General features: G+C 71.2%; 17 protein-coding genes and 2 pseudogenes. 5 read left to right on the forward strand and 14 right to left on the reverse strand.

Annotated features, from left to right (window positions below; all coding sequences use genetic code 11):
• Positions 1–2: 2 nt before the first annotated feature.
• Positions 3–947, forward strand: coding sequence for a 2-dehydropantoate 2-reductase (panE, locus tag FVA80_RS00670; protein WP_147909780.1), 945 nt, complete (start codon positions 3–5; stop codon positions 945–947).
• A 188-nt stretch (positions 948–1,135) separates the two neighbouring features.
• Here panE and FVA80_RS00675 read toward each other — a convergent pair whose 3' ends face one another.
• On the reverse strand, positions 1,136–1,321 hold the full coding sequence (locus FVA80_RS00675; protein WP_147957769.1) for a hypothetical protein: 186 nt from the start codon (positions 1,319–1,321) through the stop codon (positions 1,136–1,138).
• Between the two features lie 206 nt (positions 1,322–1,527).
• Here FVA80_RS00675 and FVA80_RS00680 point away from each other — a divergent pair, with 206 nt between their 5' ends.
• Both FVA80_RS00680 and FVA80_RS00685 read left to right on the forward strand, forming a co-directional pair.
• On the forward strand, positions 1,528–2,838 hold the full coding sequence (locus FVA80_RS00680; protein ID WP_187193560.1) for an RsmB/NOP family class I SAM-dependent RNA methyltransferase: 1,311 nt from the start codon (positions 1,528–1,530) through the stop codon (positions 2,836–2,838).
• A 130-nt stretch (positions 2,839–2,968) separates the two neighbouring features.
• Positions 2,969–3,973 (forward strand): alpha/beta hydrolase, encoded by a 1,005-nt coding sequence (locus tag FVA80_RS00685; protein WP_147908248.1) that lies wholly within the window; start codon positions 2,969–2,971, stop codon positions 3,971–3,973.
• 8 nt (positions 3,974–3,981) lie between these two features.
• Here FVA80_RS00685 and FVA80_RS00690 read toward each other — a convergent pair whose 3' ends face one another.
• The 4 genes from FVA80_RS00690 to FVA80_RS00705 form a co-directional block, all read right to left on the reverse strand.
• The gene (locus FVA80_RS00690) at positions 3,982–5,214 is read right to left on the reverse strand and encodes a peptide ABC transporter permease (protein WP_147908247.1); all 1,233 of its coding nucleotides are present in this window, start codon (positions 5,212–5,214) and stop codon (positions 3,982–3,984) included.
• 115 nt (positions 5,215–5,329) lie between these two features.
• Positions 5,330–5,854: a DUF2937 family protein gene (locus FVA80_RS00695; RefSeq protein ID WP_147908246.1), complete on the reverse strand. Its 525-nt coding sequence runs from the start codon at positions 5,852–5,854 to the stop codon at positions 5,330–5,332.
• Between the two features lie 83 nt (positions 5,855–5,937).
• Positions 5,938–6,951 (reverse strand): WD40 repeat domain-containing protein, encoded by a 1,014-nt coding sequence (locus FVA80_RS00700; RefSeq protein WP_147908245.1) that lies wholly within the window; start codon positions 6,949–6,951, stop codon positions 5,938–5,940.
• Positions 6,948–7,622, reverse strand: a complete 675-nt coding sequence (locus FVA80_RS00705) for a YoaK family protein (RefSeq protein ID WP_147908244.1) — start codon at positions 7,620–7,622, stop codon at positions 6,948–6,950. The genes FVA80_RS00700 and FVA80_RS00705 overlap by 4 nt, the downstream gene beginning before the upstream one ends.
• A 207-nt stretch (positions 7,623–7,829) precedes the next feature.
• Between FVA80_RS00705 and FVA80_RS00710 the strand changes: the two genes are divergently transcribed.
• A complete protein-coding gene (locus tag FVA80_RS00710) occupies positions 7,830–8,264 on the forward strand; it encodes a response regulator (protein ID WP_147908243.1) in 435 nt (144 codons plus the stop codon).
• A gap of 21 nt (positions 8,265–8,285) precedes the next feature.
• Positions 8,286–8,681: a photosystem reaction center subunit H gene (locus FVA80_RS00715; RefSeq protein WP_147908242.1), complete on the forward strand. Its 396-nt coding sequence runs from the start codon at positions 8,286–8,288 to the stop codon at positions 8,679–8,681.
• Positions 8,682–8,865: 184 nt separating this feature from the next.
• Here FVA80_RS00715 and FVA80_RS00720 read toward each other — a convergent pair whose 3' ends face one another.
• The 9 genes and pseudogenes from FVA80_RS00720 to FVA80_RS00760 form a co-directional block, all read right to left on the reverse strand.
• Complete coding sequence (locus FVA80_RS00720) at positions 8,866–9,498, reverse strand: DUF2939 domain-containing protein (protein ID WP_147908241.1); 633 nt, start codon at positions 9,496–9,498, stop codon at positions 8,866–8,868.
• A gap of 21 nt (positions 9,499–9,519) precedes the next feature.
• On the reverse strand, positions 9,520–10,086 hold the full coding sequence (locus tag FVA80_RS00725; protein WP_147908240.1) for an RNA pyrophosphohydrolase: 567 nt from the start codon (positions 10,084–10,086) through the stop codon (positions 9,520–9,522).
• Positions 10,087–10,158: 72 nt separating this feature from the next.
• The gene (locus FVA80_RS00730; protein ID WP_147908239.1) at positions 10,159–11,394 is read right to left on the reverse strand and encodes a divergent polysaccharide deacetylase family protein; all 1,236 of its coding nucleotides are present in this window, start codon (positions 11,392–11,394) and stop codon (positions 10,159–10,161) included.
• Positions 11,395–11,565: 171 nt separating this feature from the next.
• Positions 11,566–12,906 carry a S41 family peptidase gene (locus FVA80_RS00735; RefSeq protein ID WP_147908238.1) on the reverse strand — a complete coding sequence of 447 codons (1,341 nt, stop codon included), beginning with the start codon at positions 12,904–12,906 and terminating at the stop codon, positions 11,566–11,568.
• On the reverse strand, positions 12,906–14,210 hold the full coding sequence (locus FVA80_RS00740) for a peptidoglycan DD-metalloendopeptidase family protein (RefSeq protein WP_147908251.1): 1,305 nt from the start codon (positions 14,208–14,210) through the stop codon (positions 12,906–12,908). Before FVA80_RS00740 ends, FVA80_RS00735 begins: the two co-directional genes overlap by 1 nt.
• A 69-nt stretch (positions 14,211–14,279) precedes the next feature.
• Positions 14,280–14,776: pseudogene (gene rlmH / locus FVA80_RS00745) on the reverse strand (23S rRNA (pseudouridine(1915)-N(3))-methyltransferase RlmH).
• A gap of 222 nt (positions 14,777–14,998) precedes the next feature.
• The gene (gene rsfS, locus FVA80_RS00750; protein WP_348644653.1) at positions 14,999–15,298 is read right to left on the reverse strand and encodes a ribosome silencing factor; all 300 of its coding nucleotides are present in this window, start codon (positions 15,296–15,298) and stop codon (positions 14,999–15,001) included.
• A gap of 147 nt (positions 15,299–15,445) precedes the next feature.
• On the reverse strand, positions 15,446–16,087 hold the full coding sequence (locus FVA80_RS00755; protein WP_246692483.1) for a nicotinate-nucleotide adenylyltransferase: 642 nt from the start codon (positions 16,085–16,087) through the stop codon (positions 15,446–15,448).
• A 67-nt stretch (positions 16,088–16,154) separates the two neighbouring features.
• Positions 16,155–17,451, reverse strand: a pseudogene (locus tag FVA80_RS00760) (glutamate-5-semialdehyde dehydrogenase).
• Positions 17,452–17,520 lie beyond the last annotated feature (69 nt).

A 17,520-nucleotide genomic window follows, 5' to 3' on the forward strand; every position in this document is an offset into this window, starting at 1 on the left:
CAATGCGCACGCTGATCGTCGGAGCCGGGGCGACCGGCGGCTATTACGGGGCGCGGCTCGCGGAATCGGGGTCGGACGTGACCTTCCTGGTCCGGCCGGCCCGGGCCGAGAAACTGGCGGTGAACGGGCTGGTGCTGCACTCGCCACTGGGCGACCTGCATCTGCCCGCGCCGCCCACCGTCACGGCCGACACGCTGGCCCAGGCGGGCGCGTTCGACCTCGTGCTGCTCTCCTGCAAGGCCTACGACCTCGACAGCGCCCTCGCCGACCTCGCGCCTGCCATAGGCGGGGGCACCGCGATCCTGCCGCTGCTGAACGGGATGTCCCATCTCGACGCGCTCGACGCCAAGTTCGGCGCTGCGCGGGTGCTGGGCGGCTCCTGCGCCATCGCGGCGACCCTCGCGCCGGACGGCGCGATCCGGCACATGAGCGAGCTGTGCAGCATCACCTACGGCGAGCGCGACGGGTCGCGCTCGGCCCGCATCGAGGCCGTCGATGACCTGATGCGCGGCTTGAAGTTCCAGGCGCGCCTCAGCGACGTGATCCTGCAGGAGATGTGGGAGAAATGGGTGTTCCTGGCGACGCTCGCGGGCGCGACGACGCTGATGCGGGCCGCGGTCGGCGACATCGTGGCTGCGCCCGGCGGCACGGCCTTCATCGCCGCCCTTCACGCCGAATGCACGGCGGTGGCCGCGGCGAGTGGGTTCGAGCCGCGCGGAGTCGTCGCCGAGCGGGCTCGGGCGCAGCTCACCGCGGAGGGCTCGACCTTCACGGCCTCGATGCTGCGCGACATCGAGAACAGCGGCCGGATCGAGGCAGACCACGTGATCGGCGACCTGATCGCCCGGGGTGGCCGCCTCAGTCCGGAGGCGGCCTTCCCGCTGCTCGGTCAGGTTTATGCCGGCTTGAAGGCCTATGAGGCCCGGCGAGCTAGGGAGGCGGCCTGAGGCGCGCGCCGCAACCGTCCGGTTTTATCCAGCGACACGATCGAGAGATCCGCTGGTCCCGGATGTCTGCGACGGCAACCCTGGAAGGGCGCTTCCGGCTTTCGCGCTGCCGGCCGGAGGCCTCCCCCAAGGCCTCCGCTTCGCTCCGTCACACCGGGATGAGGTGGGGATGGGCGAGTCGTCGCTTCTCAGTAGCGGCCGGGCGGAGGCGGCGGAGGCGGGTTGCCGTATTCGAGCTGCGTCTTGGCATCCAGCGGCCGGCGCGGCGGCGGGGTGAGATCGGGGGCGGCCGGGGCGCTCGCACAGGCGGCGAGGGCGGCGGCGGCGAATCCGGCGAGGGTCACGGAGCGGGTTACGCGAACGAGGGAAGACATGATCTGAGGCACTCCCGGACAGACCTCCGTCCGCGGAACGCACTGGTCCGCGGCGGGAGGATGCCATACGACACGGGGCTGGCCCGCATCGCGGGACCGCCCGCGACCCGGTCTGAGCCGGGATCGTGCTGGAAGCTCGGCCGCACCGCGGCGGCATCGTGGGCCAAGCGTGGCCGTTTCGCGTCGGCCGAGCGCCGTTTTAAAGGATGTCGACCCTGACCCCCGCCGCCCGCTGCTCCGCCGCCATCGAAGTCCTGACCGATATCGCGGAGCGCCGCCGCCCCGCCGCCGACGCGCTGAAGGATTGGGGCCTCGCCCACCGTTTCGCCGGCTCCGGCGACCGGGCCGGAATCGCCAGTCTGGTCTACGACGCCCTGCGCCGGCGGGCTTCCGCCGCCTGGATCATGGATTCCGAGGCGCCGCGCGCCGTGCTGATTGGCTCCCTGCGGCTGCAGCAGGGGCTCGCCGCCGCGTCTGTGGCCGCGCTGTTCTCCGGCGAGCGCTTCGCCCCCGAGCCGCTGAGCGACGACGAGCGCGCGCGCCTCGAATCCGGCACGTTGGACGAAGCCCCGCCCGAAGTGGCCGGCGATGCCCCGGCCTTCGTGCTGCCCGAGCTGGAGGCCGCGCTGGGCGACGACCTGATCCCCGAATTGAAGGCGCTCGCCCGGCGCGCGCCCCTGGATATCCGGGTCAACGCCCTACGGGGCAGCCGTGACGACCTGATGCCTGCGCTGAGCGGCTTCGATGCCGCCCCGACCCCGCACGCACCACTCGGCGTCCGGATCCCGATCGGCGCTGACGGCCGCGGCCCGGCGCTCCACGTCGAGGCCGAGTTCCTGGACGGCTGGTATGAGATCCAGGACGAAGGCTCGCAGCTCGCCGCCCTCCTGGTGGATCCGCACGCGGGCGAGACCCTCGTCGACCTCTGCGCCGGCGGTGGCGGCAAGACCCTGGCGCTGGCCTCCCAGACCCGTAACGGCGCCCGCCTGATCGCCACGGACGGCGATCCGCGCCGGCTCGCGCCGATCCACGAGCGCCTGCGCCGCTCCGGGGCCGCGGCCGAAGTCCGGACACCGCGCAGTGGCAAAGCCCGCGCCGACGTGCTGGAGGATCTGGACGGCCAGATCGACCGGGTGCTGGTCGACGCACCCTGCACCGGCTCCGGGACTTGGCGGCGCAACCCGGATGCCAAGTGGCGGCTGCGGCCCGGCAGCCTGGCCCTGCGCATCGCCGAGCAGTCCCAGGTCCTCGACCGCGCAGCCAAGCTGGTCCGGCCCGGCGGGCGGATCGTCTACATCACCTGCTCGCTCCTGCCCGCGGAGAACGACGCGGCGGTGGCCGGGCTGCTGTCCCGCTGGCGTGGCCGCTTCGATGCCGTGCCGGCCGAGACCGTGCTGGCGGCGGGACCGCCAAGCCTCGCATCCTCTGTTCGCAAGACGGAACACGGCCTGCAGATGACCCCGCTGCGGACCGGCACCGATGGCTTCTACGTATCCGTGATCACCCGGCGCGCCTGAGGACGCGCCTCTCCGGAACCGTCCCCGCGTCCCACGACGTTGGGCGAGGAATGTTTCAGGAGAGCGCCATGCCCGAGTCCGCCCGTCCCGCCATCCGGGCCCTGTCCTGAGCGGCCCCCGGGACCGGTCCATGAATCTCGACCGCCGCCTGCTGCTCGCAGGCTTGACCACCGCTTTCGGCCTGCGCGCGGCAAAGGCGCAGGAAAAGCCGCCGGAGCCGGCGCCCCACGAGGCGATCCGCGCGCTGCCACGCTCGCTGCCCGGGGCGGACCTGCAGGTGATCGATCTGTGGCCCGGCCAGCCTCCGGGGGGCGGCAGCGGGCCCGATCCGGACGGCTACCGCTATGTCGAGGGCCGCTCGGGCGACGTCACCCGGGTGGCCAAGCCATGCCTGCTGGCGATGCGGCCGGCCAATCCCAACGGCGCGGCGATCATCGTGGCGGCCGGCGGCGGCTACCAGTTCATCGCGCTCGGCAACGAGGGCGTGCCGGTCGGGCGCGTCCTCAACGCAGCGGGGATCACAGTCTTCCTGCTGGTCTACCGCCTGCCCGCGGAGGGCTGGGGCGCGGGCCCCGACGCGCCGCGGCAGGATGCGCAGCGGGCGCTGCGGCTGGTCCGGGCGAGGGGCGCGGAATACGGGATCGACCCCGCCCGGGTCGGCGTACTGGGCTTTTCCGCGGGCGGCCACCTGATGGGCGAGACCGCGGTCGGCACCGCGAGCGACCTCTACACCCCGGTGGACGAGGCCGACGCGCAGCCGGTTCGGCCTGTCTTGGCAGGGTTGATCTACCCGGTCATCACCATGGGCAAGCCGTTCGACGGCACCGCGACGCGACGGATCCTGGTCGGCGACGAGGTCACCCCGCTCGAGATGAAGACCTACTCGGTGGACCTGCAGGTCGGGCCGCAGACGCCCCCAACCTTCCTGGTCCAGGCGATCGACGACCCGGTGGCGGTGGCCGACCATCCGCTGCTGATGTTCGCCGCTTTGCGGAGGGCGCGGGTGCCGGCCGAACTGCACCTGTTCGAGCGCGGTGGGCACGGTTTCGGCCTGGGCGCCCCGGGTACGCCGGCTGCCGCGTGGCCGGGCCTGTTCCTGGCCTGGATCCGCCTGCACGGCTTCCTGAACCGGTGAGCCGAGGATCAGTCCGCGCGCAGCCGGGGAAGCTTGGCGACCTTGGGGCGGTTGGTGCGGAACTGGCCGCGCTCGACCGCCACGAACACCACGATGACGATGGCGACGATGCTGAGCCACCAGATCGCCGTGAGGCCGACACCCAGGCAGGCGACCGTGAAGGCGGCGGAGAAGCACCCCATCGCTCCCGGGATCAGGGCCGGGATGTCCCGGCCGGCCCGGCGGATCGAGGCGTAGAGCGCGAAGGCGGCGGACAGCGCGCCCACGATCCCGAGTTCGTACCAGAACTCGAACAGGGCCGTGGTCGGCGCGTTCAGCGGCAGCATACCGACCAGGCGCCCGCGCAGTGCCGTCTCGAAGCCATGGCCGGTGATCAGCCGCACCGGATCGGTGGTCACCACCTTCTGCCAGCTCTTCAATGACAGCACCGCGGGCGAGAGCGGCCCGAACAACACCGCGCCGATCGGCCGGGCCAGGAACGGCAGCAGCGGCGCCACGGCGAGCAGCGCGGCCGACAGGGTCGCGGTCAGCATCACGCCGAGCTTCGGCCGGTAGCTCGTCACCGCGAAGGCCAGCGCGCCGACCGCCAGCGCAGCGATCTGGGTGGCGTCCGGCTGGACCGTCAGCGCCAGGGCGACCAGCAGGGCGAGTCCGAGCGCCTCGCGGTCACGCCGCCGTGATCGCAGCCAGGCGAGCCCCGGCCAGACCAGAAGAATCAGCAGGATCAAGCCGCGATCGAGGGCTCCGTCGTCGTCGATGCCGGGCGGCGCCATGTGCGCCCCGAACAGCCCCAGCACGATCGCAACGATCGCGCCCGCGACAAGTCCCAACGGCAGCAGGTAGAGATTGGCCGAGCGCATCCGGTCCGGCAGGGCGAAATAGCCGAGCAGCGCCAACCCGATCGTCGCCGCGAGGTTGGCCAGACGCTCCACGGCCGGGCCGAGGAACGGCGTCCAGGTCAGCGACAGCACCGACCACAGCACCACCAGCATGCCGGCCAGGAAGGCCGGCGCCGTGAGCAACCGGGACACGCCCGGCCGGACCGGCCGCTGGCGCCGGTCGATCGCGCTGGCGATGATCAGCAGCACCACGGCGATCGGCGCCAGGATCACGGTGGCGCGGCGGGCGACCTGCGCCAGCACCGGCAGGATGACGAACAGGCCGAAGAAGCCGACGCGCCGCAGCAGGGCGGCGGCGTCGAGCGCCGGATCGATCGTGGGGGAGTTCGACGCCCGCGGCATCTTGCGCCTTCTCTCGGACCCAGATGGCCGGATCACGCTCGATACGCAAGCTCCGCGCAAGCCGCTGTAGACCCTGAGCAACACTCCCGGGTCAGCGCGTCGCGCCGGTGGCGGATCAGGCCGTCCGGGTCGCCGTTCGCGGGCGCTTGCGGGCGAACCGCAGGCCGACATCCGAGAGCACGCGCCAGCCGCCCCAGGCGGTCAGGAACCCGATCAGACCGGCGGCGAGGCCGTCGGCATTGGTCGGCACAGCCGGGCTGAAATCCTGGTAGGCGGCCTGCGCTACCGGCAGGTCGGGGTCGCGCAGCATCGCCACCACCTTGCCGAGCGGGCTCGTCGCCGAGGCGAGGGCCTGCTCCTGCGCGCTCAATCTTGCCAGCCGAGAGATGTCGGCCTGTGCGGCCTCGCCGCGCCGGGCCACCAGCTGGTCGGGGTTGGTGCGCAGCCGGTCGACCGCGCCGTCGCGGGTGGTGCCGGAGGCCTGCGCGTCCGATTCGAGCACCGCCACCTGACGGCGCAGTTCGTCCACCGCGCCACCGAGGCGCTGCGCGTATTGCTGCGCGAATTCGGGGGCCTGGGCGGCTATCAAGCCGCCGAGCAGGCCGAGGGCGAGGCCGAGAGTGCGGAACACGCGGAACACGTCAGACCCTCCGGGTCGGAGACAGGACGCGGCCTAAAAAGCATGGCTTCGGCCGATAACCAAAAGAACGGGGCACCGGCAGATCACGCTGGCAGGGTCAGCAGTCCGGCCTGGCCGTCGGCGCAGCCGAACAGCATGCGGTTGCCGCGTGCGTCCCAGGCGAGTGCCGTGATCCCGCTGCCCGGCACGGCGCGCCGCACCAGCAGCTCCGAGGCGTCGGTGAAGCGCACCAGCAGGATGCAGCCATCCTCGTAGCCCACTCCCAGGACCGGCGCCTTGGGGTGGAACGCGACCCGCGTCACCCGGGCGGGGCGGACGCCGCATTCCCGCGGCGCCTTACCGGTGGGGCCTTCCTTCGAATCGAACGGCCAGACGATCGCAGCCTCGGCGCCTCCGGTGGCAAGCCAGTGCCCATCGGAAGACCAGGACACGGAGCGGACCTTGGCAGGATAACCCGACATCCGCATGTGGCCGCGATCCGGCTGCAGGCGCCAACCGTGCAGCGCGTTCTCCTGCATGGTCGAGACCACGAAGCGGCCGTCCGGTGACCACGTGACGTCGATATGCGAGCCCTTCCAGCTCACGACCTCGGCGGGCGTCTCGAGATTCGGGAACCAGAGGCTGACGCCGTTGTAGTGGGCGACGCCGAGACGGTAGCCCTTCGGGGCGAAGACCAGCCCCCGGGCCGTCGAGGGCGCCGTGAAGCTGCGCTCCCGGCCCTTGGCATCCCGGGCGACGACCGCGCGACCGGCCGACCAGGCCACGGCGCCGTCCGGATGCAGCGCCAGAGCGTCGATCCAGACACCGCCCTTGGCCGCGCCGAGCTCCTGTACGGCGCCACCGGCCCGGATCTCGACGACCCGGCCGTCGTCGCCGCCCGTGACGAGGCGGTCGCTGCTCCCGGCCGCCACCAGGATCCCGCTGTCGGGATGGGCGGCGATCCGGGTCAGCGCATCCCCCTGCATGAGGGCCACGGTGCCGTCGCCGAGCGCCAGGGCGGGGGCGTCCTTCAGGAACTGCGCCGCGACCACGTGGGCGCCCGCCTCCAGCGGCGCGACGTGTTCGGTGAGGGACGGATGGCTGACGGAATCGCTCATGGAAACTCGACCTTCGTGGTCCTCTGGCCGGCGCGCAGGACCAGGAACGCGGTGATCAGCGCGAGCACCCCCGAGACCGCCGCCGGCGCGATCAGGGCGTAGAGGGCGAACGCATCGTAGGCCAGCGCCCCCAGGAAGGCGCCCAGCAACAGGGACAACCAGACCAGCCCGTCGCCGATCCAGCCGAGCGGGTCGCCCGTGCGTGTCAGCGCCCGGGCGATCTTCTGGCCCAGGCTGAACAGGGCTCCGGTGACGAAGGTGGTACCAGCCCGGAAACCCTGCACCTGCGCCAGCACGGCGTTCTGCGCGCCCATGGCCACGGCTACGAAGAACGCGGCAAGGCCCAGCTCGGGGGAAGCGAGACCGAGCGCCAGGCCGCCCAGGATCAGCAGCGATTCGTAGGCGAGCACCACCGGGGTGCTCCAGCGCGACGGCACCAGGATCGCCAGGCCGCTGCCCAGGACCGAGCCGGTCAGGAACGCCGCGATCAGAATCGCCGGCATCACCATCTTCTGCAGCTTCGCTTCGGCGCCGAAGACCGCGAATTGCGTGGTGTTGCCGCTCATGAACGAGGTGTACAGGCCGCCCAGCCGCACGAAGCCCAGCGCATCGACGTATCCCGCCAGCCCCGTGAGGAGCAGGCCGGTGCCCAATTGCCAGGAGCGGTTCACGGATCAAGCCTCCCGCAGCATCCCGGTAACGAGCCATTAACCATTTCGGCCACTCCGTTCATCTGCGCAGGGGCGGGGTTAACGGGCCGTGCACCAAGTCCGGGCAATTCGATGCAATCACGGCGAACGCCGGGGCGCAGGGGCCCGTTGCTCCTTCGATCCGGCACGGGGCTCCAGCGCCCCCGCCGGGTGAGTGGGAGTTGCGTCATGATGCCGTTCGTCGCCGCCTTCGCCTGCCCGTCCATGCCCGCCCTGGATTCGGCCGCCGCCACCATCCTGGTGGTCGAGGACGAGCCGACCGTCTGCGAGCTCGCGGCCGAAGCGCTTCTCGAAGAGGGATATCGGGTGCTCACCGCCGCGGATGCCTGGGAGGCCGAAGCGATCCTGGCACGGGAGAGCGTCGACATGCTCTTCACTGATATCGACCTCGCCCGCAACACGAACGGGCTGGCGCTGGCACGCCGGGCCCGCAGCGTCTGCCCGGACCTGCCCGTCATCTACACGTCCGGCGGGCGTGCCTGCCTGTCGCCCGCCGACGCCGTCTCCGAATCGGTGTTCGTTCCGAAGCCGTACCGCCCCAGCCAGCTCGTTGCGCTCACGAACGACATCCTGCGCGCCGCGCACCATCCCCATCACGCCTGACCCACCCCAAGGAATCCCGCCATGCGGCCCCCCCTCTTCGCCACCGGTCTCGCCTTCGCCCTCGCGGCCGTCGCCGTGCCGGCCCGGGCCGCGTGCGACGTGAAGGGCGCGCAGATCGAGGAGGGAATCGCGGCCAAGAAGGAACTGCGCGAGGACGCCAACGCTCAGACGGTGCGCGACCTGCGCACGCTGCGCGACGCGGCGATCGTGCTGGAGACCTACAAATTCCCGGGCGAGTGCGAGGTGCTGCTCGGCATCGCCAAGTCGCTGCTCTCCAATCCCGACAAGACGATCGTGCAGGGCGGCAACACCGACGAGGACGAGGCCGAGAGCCTGGTCGAGGCGCGCGAGCCCAAGGCGAAGACACCGGCGGACGAGAAGGCAGCGGCTCCGAAGACGGCTCCCAAGGCGAATTGAAGCCGGGAGTCACCCCGCGCAGCAGCGATCGACGCTTCCTCCGACGACCGACCACACCCCGGAGCGCTACAAAGCCTCGAACGTGGCCTTTGGGGGTTTCACGGGTGGCTGGGGTCCGGAAGGTTTGGTGTAACTATCTCGCCGCCGGATTAGGGCGGCGGCGCAACACACCGGAGACGGACTCCTACCGCTCCTCCGCAGCACTCGCGCCGGCCTTGGCGCGGGCCAGCGCACGGCCGAGCTTGGCGGCGATCTGCGCGCGCAGGATGTCGGCCATCTCGATGTCCACCAGCCGCCAGCTGAAGCCGCGCAGACGGAGCCGGATACGGTTGCGCTCGGCCCGGGGCCCCTCGGGCGGGACCGGAATGACCACCGCCCGGAACCCGCGCATCTCCAGGGCGGCGTAATAGGGCAGGAGTCGTCCTGCATTCCGGATCGCCAAACCCTCCGGCTTCAAGCTGGCGGGGCGCTCGATGTCCAGCTTGTCGGGCCAGCCGTTGTCGAGCAGGTCCATCACCGTCTCGGGTGTGACCAGGGTCTCGGCCAGCGCCAGCGCCAGGCCGTACGCGACGTCGTTGAGGCGTTGCCGGTCGCGGGGCTCCAGATCCAGGTCGGTGTCGGAGGCGGTGCGCACCGCCGCGGTGATCTGGCGGACCAGGGACAGCCGAAGGGTCCGGAAGTTCACGTGGCCCTCCATATAGGCCACGTCATGCCGGCGCACGGCCTGAGCCAGGTCGTAGAGCGACCAGAGCGGGCTCACCGTGAAGGCGAGCCACGCCAGCGCGAGCGCGAGCGGAATCGCGAGCCAGCGTACCACCCTACGATCCCCCCCGGGACGTCACGGCTGCGCCGGCGCGGTCGCACCGGTCTCGGCCGCCCAGCCGTCGAGCCCCGAGAAAGCAGCGACCACACCCTCGTAGACCGGGCGCTTGAACGGCACGATCAGGTTCGGCAGCTCGGAGAACCGCGCCCAGCGCCAGGCGTCGAACTCGGCCTTGTGGGCGCCGCCACCGGGGGTCAGCACGTCGATCAGGTCCTCGCTGCCGAGGAAGCCGTAGGCGAACCACTTCTGGGTCTGGCCGCGATAGCGCCCCTTCCAGGCCTGCTTCATCACCGCCGGCGGCAGGTCGTAGGCGAGCCAGTCCGGGATCTCGCCGAGCAGGCGGATCGCATCGGGTGGTACGTTGGTCTCCTCGTAGAGCTCCCGGCGGGCGGCCGCCTCGGGATCCTCGCCGGGATCGATGCCGCCCTGCGGCATCTGCCACATGTACGGGCCGGCGACGTGCTCCGGTCCGGCATCCTTCGTCCGGCGGCCAACGAAGACGCCGCCCGAGGGCGCGATCAACGCGACGCCCACGCAGGGGCGGTAGGGCAGCGCAGCGCCTGAGTCGGAATCTGTGGTCATCGCGGGCGACCATAGGTCAGGCGCAAGTCACGCGGCAACGGCGGCGGCGGCAAAAGCGCGGCCGGGAGGCCGTCAATTCGCCGTGCTGACTCGCTTCTCCACCGCCCCGCGCAGCGCCACGCTCGCCGGCACCAGCCGGATGCCGCGGGTATCGAGGTCCCGCGCCCAGCGCGCGATCCGGTCGACGCCGAGCGCCGAGCCGCTGGCCGTCACGAGGGCGAATCCGGTCGCGCGGGCTCGCGCCTCCGCCTGGCCGAGCGCCGCATCGATGGCGTCGGCCCGCGGAACGGCGTCGAGGACGATCTCCGCCCGGGCGACCGGGGTGCGGCTCTTGTTGGCGAAGCTCGGCTTCGGCCCGGTCCCGTCGTCAAGGAAGCCAAGGCCGCGGGCACCGATCTCACGCAGGATCGGGTCGAAGGCCGGGTCGGCCATCATCTTCGCGCCCATGTAGTTCGCGACGCCGACATAGCCGGGGAAGCGGGCCAGCGACCAGGCGAGACGGTCGGCATTCTCGACCCCCTTGAGGGCGGTGAGCAGCGTCTGGGGCCCGGGATCGCTGTCGGGATAGTCGAACGGCTCCATGGGCAGCTGGAGGAAGACCTCGTGGCCGGCATCCCGCGCCCGGGCGGCGGCGCGCTCCGCCTCGCCGCCGTAGGGCAGGAACGCGAGGCTGATTGCGGTCGGCAGGCGCACGGTGGCGCCAGCCGTGGCGGCCTGCCCGACACCGAGGCCCGTGACCAGGACCGCGATGCGAGGCCCGGTGCCGGGCTCCTCGGCCCGGGCATAGACGTCGAGGGCGCGGGTTCGGCCGTCGCCGAGCTTGGGCATCGTGCCGTGGCGGCCTTGCTCGCTGATGCGCGCATCCGGCGCCGGCGCGAGCCGCGGCGCGCTCGGCGGCGGGACGCGGATCACGACGGCCTCGCTCGGGCTGGAGCCCGGCGGTCGCACCACCGTCACGCCCGACGCGGTCTCGATCTCCTCGGCGGTGCGCTGCTGTGCGCCGCCCGCGTTGACCACCACCACGCCCTGCGGTTCCGGGGCGGCCGCAACCGGGGCGACCACCGGCCGGGAGGCCGGTTCGCGCACCGTGATCGCGACTTCGACGCGCGGCTCGCCGCCACGGGGATCCCCCAAGGCGAGCACGAGCCCGCAGGCCAACAGCATGGCGCCGGCGAGCGCCCCCGCGGCGATCCTCGGCCGGCGCAGCGGCGCGACGAAGCGTGCGAACCGACCTTGGGGCCGCTCCGGCGCCTGCGCCTCCGGCACCCCTAGGGGGCGCGTGAGGATATCGTCGGTGGACTCGGTCAAGCGGCACTCGATGCGGAATCGCGTCCCACGCCCGATAGCAGCGGCGCGTATCCCATCACGTATTGCCGGTCGGTATGGTTAATCTTTTGCTAACATCACTGTTTGGAACGAAAAACCCCGCCCGGCAGGCCTGCCGGACGGGGTGATTTATTTTCGGTGGGTGGAAAGAAATCAGTTCGGCAGGCTGGGCTTCTGCTGCTGGGCGGGGGTGCCGCTGTTGGCGGCGCCCTTCTGGATACCGTGCAGGAAGTCGATGGCCGACAGGAGCTGCTTGTCCTTGGCGGGATCCGGCGGGATGTAGGCGGAGGAGCCGCCGCGCTCGTCGGTATCCTTCTGCTTCAGGTGGCCCTTCAGACCGGCCTCACCCTTGGTCTCGTCCTTACCCTTCAGCTCGTCGGGCACGTCCTGCAGCACCTCGATGTCGGGCTCGATACCCTTTGCCTGGATCGAGCGGCCCGACGGCGTGTAATAACGCGCCGTGGTCAGCCGCAGCGCGCCGGAGCCGCCGAGCGGGATGATCGACTGCACCGAGCCCTTGCCGAAGGAGCGCGTGCCCATGATGGTCGCGCGCTTGTGATCCTGCAGGGCGCCGGCCACGATCTCGGATGCCGAGGCCGAGCCGCCGTTGACCAGAACGACCACGGGCTTGCCCTTGGTCAGGTCGCCGGCCTTGGCCGAGAACCGCTGGGTCTCGTCCGGGTTACGGCCGCGGGTGGAGACGATCTCACCACGATCGAGGAAGCCGTCCGAGACCATCACGGCCTGGTCGAGCAGGCCACCCGGGTTGTTGCGCAGGTCGACCACGTAGCCCTTGAGCTTGTCGGCCCCGATCTCGCCGGAGAGCTTCTCGATCGCCGCGCGCATACCGTCGAAGGTCTGCTCGTTGAACTGGGTCAGGCGGATGTAGGCGACGTCGCCGCCCTCCACCTTGGAGCGCACCGGCTTGATCTTGATCACGTCGCGCGTGAGCGTGACGTCGATCGGGTCCTTCGACTCCTTACGGGAGATCTTGAGCTTCACGGCCGAGTTCACCGGGCCGCGCATCTTGTCGACCGCCTGGTTCAGGGTCAGGCCCTGGACCTGGTCGTCGTCGATCTGGGTGATGATGTCGTTGGCCAGCAGGCCCGCCTTGGCGGCGGGAGTGTCGTCGATCGGGGTGACGACCTTGATCAGGCCGTCCTCCATCGTGACCTCGATGCCCAGCCCGCCGAACTCGCCGCGGGTGGTGGTCTGCATGTCACGGAACGCCTTGGCGTCCATGTAGCTCGAATGCGGATCGAGGGAGGTCAGCATGCCGTTGACGGCCGCCTCGATCATCTTCGACTCGTCGGGCTTCTCGACGTAGTCGGTGCGGACCTTCTCGAAGACGTCGCCGAACAGGCTCAGCTGGCGATAGGTCTCGGCGGAAGCGGCCACGGCCCGCGGTCCCGACAGGAAGTCGGTCTGGGTCGCCACCATGGAGGTGCCGGCACCCAGGAAGGCGCCGAGCATGATCAGGGACGTCTTGCGCATCAGCCGCGAACCTTCTCGCCAAGTATCTTGTCACTGGGGCTCTTCGCCCACCACGGCTCCGGATCGACGGAGCCGCCGTCCTTCTTGAACTCGACGTACAGCGATGGATCGCCTTCGGACCCCGACGGGCCCGCGCCGCCCTCGCCCATGCTGCCCACCGGTTCACCCGCGAGAACGAACTGGCCGACCTCTACGCTAATCTGATCCATCCCCGCCAGCAGAAGATAGTAGCCGTCGCCCGCATCGATGATCAAGAGACGCCCATAGGACCGGAACGGCCCCGCGAACTTGACCCATCCGTCGGCCGGGGAGGCGACCAGCGCCTTCGGCCGCGTCGTGAAGGAGACGCCCCGGGTAATCCCGCCGTTGCCATCGGGCTGGTTGAAGCCCCGCGCCAGCCGCCCGCTCACCGGCCGCGGCACTTCGCCCCGCGCCTCCGCGAAATGCACCTTCGGAGCCAGGCGCGCCGGATCCCGGACCCCGGCCGCGGCGAAACGTTCCTGCGTCACCCGGGCCTCGCGCTCGGCGGCCGCCTTGGCCTCGTCGGCAGAGCGCCGGGTCGCCGCGACCTCGGCCTCCGTGCGGTCGAGCAGGTCCTTGAGGGATTTCGCCTGGGCGCCGAGTTCGACCGCGCGCTTGCGCTCCGCGGTCAGGCCGCCCTCGACCTCCGCCTGCCGGGCGCGCCGGGCGGTGAGCAGAGCCTGCAGGCGCTGCTGTTCCCGGGCCCAGCCGGCGAGATCGTTGGCCAGCCCCTCCTTGTCCTGCGCGATCAAGCCGCGCAGGCGGATCATCTCGGCGAGGTCGGCGGCCAGGGTGTCGACCTCGCCGCGCAGCTCCGGCACCACGGCGCCGAGCAGCATCGACGTGCGGATGACCGCCAGCACGTCCTCCGGGCTCACCAGGACGGCCGGCGGCGGGCGGCGGCCCATCCGCTGGAGCGCTGCCAGGATCTCGGCGACGATGCCGCGGCGGGCGTGCAGGGACCGGCGGATCGCGGCCTCGCTCTCGGTCATCGCCTTCAGGCGGTCTTCCAGGCGGCTCAGCCGGTCCTCGGTCGCCTGCGCCTGGCGTCCGGCGTCCAAAAGGGCGCTGTCGAGCTTGGCACGGTCCGAGCCGATGGCGGCGATCTCGCCCTCGAACTGCGTGCGCTGGCCCGCGCTGGCGGCGAGCGCATCCTGAACGCGCTTGAGATTCTCGGCCCGCCGGTCGCGCTCCTCGTTGGTACGCTGGATCTTTTCGGATTCCGCGGTCGTGGCTGGCTCCTGGGCCCGCGACGGGACCGCCACGCAGGCCAGGGCGAGCATCAGGGCGGCGCGCAGGGCCGACCGCTGGAGGACACCGCTCTTGGCACCATCATCGATCCGCACAGCGCCCTAGCCCGGCTCGCCGCGGTGATACGGGTGACCCGCCAGAATGGTCAGGCTGCGATAGATCTGTTCCAGGGCGAGCACGCGCACGAGTCCGTGGGGCAGTGTGGCGGCCCCGAAGGACAGGATCAGCTCCGCCTTCGTCCGAATTGAGGCATCGAGGCCGTCCGGCCCGCCGATCGCCACCATCAGGGCCGGCCGGGCGGCGTCGCGCCATCCGGCGATCCGCTCGGCCAGGGCTTCGCTGGCGACGTCCGAGCGGCCGCGCTCGTCGTAGGCCACCAGCACCCGCCGCCGGGCGGCAGGTGGGCGAGCAGGGCGGACGCCTCCTCGGCGCAGCGGTCCGGGGCCCGGCGGGCCCGGGATTCCACGATCTCGACGCCGTCGCAGGCGGGGAAGCCGAGGCCGCGGCCGAGCTGGGCGGCACGGTCGCGATACCGGGACGCGAGCTCTCGCTCCGGTCCGGCCTTCAGACGGCCGATCGCTGCCAGGACGAGGCGCACGGGGCGGGATCTCTTGTTGTGTCGGCTGTCGAGGCGATGTTGGCCCGATGACACCTCGTTCCGGGGCTCGCCGCGGGCGAGAGCGCGGAATTGAGAATCACCAAACCAATGGGGCCATGCGGGACGATCGCGTCCGACTCCTCGGCGGCTCCGGCTTCCGCGCTTTGCTGCGCGGTCCCGGAATGACGGAGACGGTTTTGACGAGCGTCAGCCCCCCTGAAATTAATCCGCTGCCAGACCCAGCGGGCGGTCGGCGCCCCACATCTTCTCCAGATTGTAGAAGCCGCGCACCTCGGGACGGAAGATGTGCACGAGCACGTCTCCGGCGTCGATCAGCACCCAGTCGCAGGCCGGCATGCCCTCGACCCGGGCGTTGCCGTAGCCGCGATTCTTCATTTCCTGGATGAACTTGTCGGCAATCGAGCCGACATGGCGCTGCGACCGGCCGGACGCGATGATCATCGTGTCGGCGAGAGAGGTCTTTCCCGCCAGGTCGATCGCGATGGTCTCCTCGGCCTTCATCTCGTCGAGGCACGAGAGGGCGAGCGCCTTCAGGTCGTCCGAGCGCGCCATCCCGGGCTCTTCCGGAACGGGGGCATTGGTGCGGATGGTCTCCGTGCGAATAGTCTCGGGCAGCGTCCTGATTCCTCGTGTTGCCGCGCAGCCCTCTCAGGGCACGCGAACCGGTATGAAATTGGCGGTAACGTGCGGCGATTGCAACTGCGTCGCGTACGGAGGTCCCCGAGTCCCCCCGCGGCCATTGCGGATCTCGGTCGACGACAGGGGCGATCGGGGTCCGTGGAGGAACGTCCAGGCCGGCGGCGGGCGCACCGGCAGGGTGTGCGCCGCCGCCTCCGGCACCCGGGCCTGCGCCAGCCGATGGGCCGCCCGGGCGCTCAGAGGCGTCATGGTGTAGCCTGGCCGGTCGATGATCGCGATGGGGACGAGCCGCGCGATCTCCGCAAAGCCCTTCCAGCGGTGGAAGGTGGCGAGCGAATCCGCGCCCATGATCCAGACGAAGTGCACACCGCGGCAGCGCCGGGTGAGGTGGCGCAGGGTCTGGACCGTGAATCGTACGCCGAGGGCCGCCTCGATCCCGGTCACCGCGATGCGCGGGTGCCGGGCGATATCGCGGGCCTGCGCGCAGCGTGCCTCCACGGATGGCAGGGCGATCCGGCTCTTGAGCGGGTTGCCCGGGCTGACCAACCACCAGACCCGGTCCAGCCCGAGGCGCCGCAACGCCGTCACGGTGACGTGGCGGTGTCCGTTATGGGCGGGATTGAAGGATCCGCCGTAGAGGCCGATCCGCATACCGGGCGCGCTCGGCGGCAGGGTCAGCCGCACGCCGGGTCTTCTGGGGCGAACGCCTCGAACGGGATCACGGGCGGATCTGGCCGCTGCCGTGGACCCGGTACTTGAACGTGGTCAGCTGCTCCACGCCCACCGGGCCGCGGGCATGCATCCGACCGGTGGCGATGCCGATCTCGGACCCGAAGCCGAATTCGCCGCCGTCGGCGAACTGGGTCGAAGCGTTGTGGGTGACGATCGCCGAATCGACCTCCGCCAAAAAGCGCGTGGCCTCGGCGCGGTCACCCGTGATGATCGCGTCGGTGTGATGCGAGCCGTAGGTCTCGATATGCTCGATCGCCGCGTCGATCCCATCGACCACGCGGGCCGCGATGATCGCGTCGAGATACTCGGTGTGCCAGTCATCCTCCGAGACCGCCGTCACCCGGGAATCCGCCAATTGAACCTCGGCATCCCCGCGCACCGCGCAACCGACATCGAGCAGGGTGCGGATGAGGGGCGCGAGGTGGGTCGCCGCACAGGCCCGATCGACCAGCAGCGTTTCAGCCGCGCCGCAGACGCTGGTCCGGCGCATCTTGCTGTTGAGCACCACGGCCAGTGCCATGTCGAGATCCGCCCCGGCCGCGACGTAGACGTGGTTGACGCCGTCGAGATGGGCGAAGACCGGCACCCGCGCCTCGGCCTGGACGCGCTCCACGAGGCCGCGCCCGCCCCGGGGCACGATCACGTCGATGCAGCCGTCGAGGCCGCCGAGCATAAGCCCGACTGCGGCGCGGTCCCGGGTCGGGACCAGCTGGATCGCGTCGGCCGGCAGGCCGGCCTCGGCCAGGCCTTCGCTCATCGCCTTGGCGATGGCCATGGCGCTGCGATGGCTGTCGGAGCCGGCGCGCAGGATCGCGGCGTTGCCGGCCTTGAGGCAGAGCGCGCCGGCATCCGCGGTGACGTTGGGGCGGCTCTCGAAGATCACGCCGATCACGCCGAGCGGCACCGCGATGCGCTCGATCAGCAGGCCGTTCGGCCGCTCGATCGCGGCGAGCTGGCGCCCGACCGGATCGGCCAGGGAGCCGACCTTGTCGACGGAATCCGCGATCGCCGCGACGCGGGCGGCATCGAGGGCGAGCCGGTCGATCAGGGCCGGGCTCTGGCCGGCCTGGCGGGCGGCGGCGACATCGCGGGCGTTCTCCCGCAGGATCTCCGCGGCGTTGGCCGCAGGCGCTCGGCGATCAGCCGGAGAGCCCTGTCCTGGTCTGGGCCGAGGCGAGCGCCATGCGCCGGCCGGCGACGCGCGCCCGCCGACCGATCGCCGCCATCTGCTCCGGCAGCGCCTCGGCCTCGGCGAAATCCGATCTCAAGTTCAGGACGGGCACGCTGGCGTCCTCAGTGTTCGAGGGCCGCGAAAACCGGCCCGACAGGGGGAGAGTGTCGTATTTGCACAT

Source organism: Methylobacterium sp. WL1, from assembly GCF_008000895.1.
Lineage (GTDB): Bacteria > Pseudomonadota > Alphaproteobacteria > Rhizobiales > Beijerinckiaceae > Methylobacterium.

Bases quoted from the DNA above. Each gene is read 5' to 3' on its own strand.
- FVA80_RS00680 (WP_187193560.1), top strand. From the start codon at position 1,528: ATGTCGACCCTGACCCCCGCCGCCCGCTGCTCCGCCGCCATCGAAGTC.
- panE (WP_147909780.1), top strand. From the start codon at position 3: ATGCGCACGCTGATCGTCGGAGCCGGGGCGACCGGCGGCTATTACGGG.
- FVA80_RS00740 (WP_147908251.1), bottom strand. From the start codon at position 14,210: ATGCTCGCCCTGGCCTGCGTGGCGGTCCCGTCGCGGGCCCAGGAGCCA.
- FVA80_RS00755 (WP_246692483.1), bottom strand. From the start codon at position 16,087: ATGCGGATCGGCCTCTACGGCGGATCCTTCAATCCCGCCCATAACGGA.
- FVA80_RS00725 (WP_147908240.1), bottom strand. From the start codon at position 10,086: ATGACCACAGATTCCGACTCAGGCGCTGCGCTGCCCTACCGCCCCTGC.
- rsfS (WP_348644653.1), bottom strand. From the start codon at position 15,298: ATGAAGGCCGAGGAGACCATCGCGATCGACCTGGCGGGAAAGACCTCT.
- FVA80_RS00675 (WP_147957769.1), bottom strand. From the start codon at position 1,321: ATGTCTTCCCTCGTTCGCGTAACCCGCTCCGTGACCCTCGCCGGATTC.
- FVA80_RS00715 (WP_147908242.1), top strand. From the start codon at position 8,286: ATGCGGCCCCCCCTCTTCGCCACCGGTCTCGCCTTCGCCCTCGCGGCC.
- FVA80_RS00685 (WP_147908248.1), top strand. From the start codon at position 2,969: ATGAATCTCGACCGCCGCCTGCTGCTCGCAGGCTTGACCACCGCTTTC.
- FVA80_RS00700 (WP_147908245.1), bottom strand. From the start codon at position 6,951: ATGAGCGATTCCGTCAGCCATCCGTCCCTCACCGAACACGTCGCGCCG.
- FVA80_RS00735 (WP_147908238.1), bottom strand. From the start codon at position 12,906: ATGCGCAAGACGTCCCTGATCATGCTCGGCGCCTTCCTGGGTGCCGGC.
- FVA80_RS00710 (WP_147908243.1), top strand. From the start codon at position 7,830: ATGATGCCGTTCGTCGCCGCCTTCGCCTGCCCGTCCATGCCCGCCCTG.
- FVA80_RS00690 (WP_147908247.1), bottom strand. From the start codon at position 5,214: ATGCCGCGGGCGTCGAACTCCCCCACGATCGATCCGGCGCTCGACGCC.